This is a genomic window from Vibrio sp. 1457, from assembly GCF_033340195.1.
Lineage (GTDB): Bacteria > Pseudomonadota > Gammaproteobacteria > Enterobacterales > Vibrionaceae > Vibrio > Vibrio alginolyticus.
Window position 1 is genome coordinate 1 of record NZ_JAWOWA010000056.1, and the last position, 3052, is coordinate 3052.

Annotated in this window: 3 protein-coding genes and 1 tRNA gene; 2 read left to right on the plus strand and 2 right to left on the minus strand. The window is 44.5% G+C overall.

Translation table 11 applies throughout. The features are described from left to right. Nucleotides 1-107: 107 nt before the first annotated feature. Nucleotides 108-965, minus strand: a complete 858-nt coding sequence (gene asd / locus R7Z41_RS23560) for an archaetidylserine decarboxylase (RefSeq protein ID WP_005381465.1) — start codon at nucleotides 963-965, stop codon at nucleotides 108-110. Nucleotides 966-1081: 116 nt separating this feature from the next. After that, nucleotides 1082-2146: a small ribosomal subunit biogenesis GTPase RsgA gene (rsgA, locus tag R7Z41_RS23565; protein WP_005386419.1), complete on the minus strand. Its 1065-nt coding sequence runs from the start codon at nucleotides 2144-2146 to the stop codon at nucleotides 1082-1084. Nucleotides 2147-2275: 129 nt separating this feature from the next. Here rsgA and orn point away from each other — a divergent pair, with 129 nt between their 5' ends. Together orn and R7Z41_RS23575 are read left to right on the plus strand one after the other, a co-directional pair. Further along, nucleotides 2276-2821, plus strand: a complete 546-nt coding sequence (gene orn / locus R7Z41_RS23570) for an oligoribonuclease (protein WP_017635574.1) — start codon at nucleotides 2276-2278, stop codon at nucleotides 2819-2821. 156 nt (nucleotides 2822-2977) lie between these two features. Next, a tRNA-Gly gene (locus R7Z41_RS23575) sits at nucleotides 2978-3050 on the plus strand. The last annotated feature ends 2 nt before the right edge of the window (nucleotides 3051-3052 follow it).

Below are 3052 nucleotides of genomic sequence, written 5' to 3' on the forward strand. Positions count from 1 at the left end.
CTAGGGCGGTAAAAATATCAAAGACCCGATACCCTGTTAATCGCTACGCGGCTCCTCTTAAGTGAACTACATTGCCCTTAATAAAGGGCTCTTTAACGTTGTTTTACTTATTTTTTCAAGGCGTAAGGTGTGCCCATAACGGTTGGCTTACCGTTTTCCATGCTTGCGTCAAACTCAATCGCGTCTTTGGCAAACAGGTTAATAACAGTAGAACCCAGTTTGAAGCGGCCCATCTCTTCGCCTTTTTTCAAGATCACGGCCTTGTCACCCTCTGCTGGGTAATCCCATTTGTAGACAGTGTTTCCACGAGGCGGAGTGATCGTGCCAGCCCATACTTGCTCAATGCTACCAACAATTGTCGCACCAACAAGCACCTGTGCCATTGGACCAAACTCAGTATCGAAGATACACACCACACGCTCGTTACGTGCAAATAGGTTTGGTACGTTTTCTGCTGTCAGAGGGTTTACTGAGAACAGGTCACCTGGTACGTAAATCATTTGGCGCAGAGTGCCGTCACATGGCATGTGTACACGGTGGTAATCGCGCGGAGATAGGTACAATGTCGCAAAAGAACCATCTTTAAATTCGTCAGCTAAATTCGCGTCACCGCCCAGCAATTCTTGTGCTGAGAAGTGATGACCTTTTGCTTGGATAAGTTGACCATCTTCAATAGGGCCAAACTGGCTAACACAAGCGTCGGCTGGATGAGTGATGACGTTTTCGCCTTCAGAAATTGGGCGTGCGCCTTCTTTTAGCTCACGAACGAAAAACTCGTTGAACGTTTTAAAATGCTTAGGATCTGAGTGCTTTGCCTCATCCATATTCACATTGTATTGTTTGATAAACCAACGAATAACTGCTGTTGTTAGACCGCCAGCTTTTGCTGAAGCCAGTTTACCCATTAGGCGAGTGAGGCCGTGTTGTGGGATCCAGTACTGCAGTCCAACTTTAAACTTGTCCATCTTTAATTCCGATACTTCTGTTAGATTCGCGCTTTAGGGCGCGTGATGTTACTGAAATTTAATTTGCTTGTCAGTATTAGGTGAAGACTTTTTACACAGTTACAGCCTTAACTCAATTACAGATCGGCTTTTTTATTACGTGAATACTGACGATTTGCTTTGTTTTCAACCATGCTTTCCAAAATACGATGATAATTTTCAAAGCGAGTTTCGTTAATTTCCCCGTTCTCGACAGCTTCACGTAGAAGGCAGCCTGGGTCATCATTGTGTTTACAATCTCGGAACTTGCAACCGCCTAAATATGGTCGAAATTCAACGAATGCTTTTGTTACTTCTTCTGCTTCCAAATGCCAAAGACCAAATTCACGTACTCCAGGTGAGTCGATCAAATCGCCACCCGTTGGAATGTGGTATAAACGTGCAGCCGTCGTGGTGTGTTGGCCCAAGCCAGAGTTCTCAGAGACTTCGCCTTCTTCCACTTCGCTCTCTAGTTCCGGCATTAACGCGTTGACTAAGCTGGATTTCCCTACGCCTGATTGACCAACAAAGATATTAATTCGATCACGCAGCAGGGTTTCTAGTTCAGCAATGCCTTCTCCAGACTTCTTGCTGACCAGAAGCACTTTATAGCCAATACGTTCATATTCTTTGAGCCATTCTTCATACATTGCACGGTCATCGGCTTCTAGAAGGTCGACCTTATTTAAGACCAACAATGGCGCAATATTCAGTGTTTCTGATGCAACGAGATAGCGGTCAATAATATTTAGCGATAGCTCTGGTAATACCGAAGAGACAATGACCATTTGATCAATATTGGCTGCAACGGGTTTTAGGCCATCGTAATAATCTGGACGAGTGAGCACTGAAGAGCGAGGTTCTACCGCTTCAACAACACCAGAGATGCCCGCCATAGACTCCAATCCTTCGCGCCATAAAACACGATCGCCAGATACTAGAGACTCAATACCACGGCGGAGGTTACAGCGTTGAATTTCGCCTGTTTCAAGGTCTTCAATGTCCGCGTGCTGACCAAAACGAGTGATCACGAGACCTTGCTTGCTGGCGCCTAGCATGTTTTCATCCCACTGAATGGAATCTTCTTGCTTCTTCAAACGCTTTTGTTGGTTGCTACGTACGCGTCGCACCTGACCTTTGGTTAACTTTTTCTTCTTTGCCACAATTCTGTACTTTATGTGAATTTACTCAAATGGTTGAGCCGTACTCTTGGCTCCGTGTATGAGTATCGTGTTTCTCGTATTTTGAGGTATAGTACCTCTTTTATCGATAAACAAATAGGCGGCGTAACCATGTCCTTTAGCGATCAAAACCTAATTTGGGTTGATTTAGAGATGACAGGGCTTGATCCTGAAACGCACAAAATCATCGAAATTGCTTCTATTGTCACGGATAGCGAACTAAATATTTTGGCTGAAGGTCCAGTGTTAGCGATTCATCAGCCGGAAGAAGAACTGGCGAAAATGGACGACTGGTGTACTAATACGCATACGGCAAGCGGTTTGGTGGAGCGCGTTCGAAACAGTCAAATCTCAGAACAAGACGCAGTCGCACAAACCATTGAATTTTTAGAAAAATGGGTGCCAAAAGGGGCGTCGCCAATATGTGGTAACAGCATTGGGCAGGATCGTCGCTTTTTATACAAGCATATGCCTGAGTTGGAAGAGTTCTTCCATTACCGATATGTTGACGTTAGTACTCTTAAAGAACTAGCACGTCGCTGGCAACCTGAGGTGCTAAATGGGTTCACAAAACAGGGAACACATTTGGCCTTGGACGACATTCGTGAGTCCATCGCAGAACTTAAGTACTATCGAGGTACTATTTTCAAGATTTAACTGTTAAAGTTGCGATCCAAATTGTTGTAATTTATATCGCTTTTGATTGCTTTTTCGTCGTTCAGTAAAAAAATAAAGTTTTTTTGAAGGAAGGACTTGCATCACAAAAAAATGCTCTTATAATTCGCAGCCCTAAACAGCGGAAACGTTGTTGATGCGACACTAGCTCAGTTGGTAGAGCGCAACCTTGCCAAGGTTGAGGTCACGAGTTCGAACCTCGTGTGTCGCTCC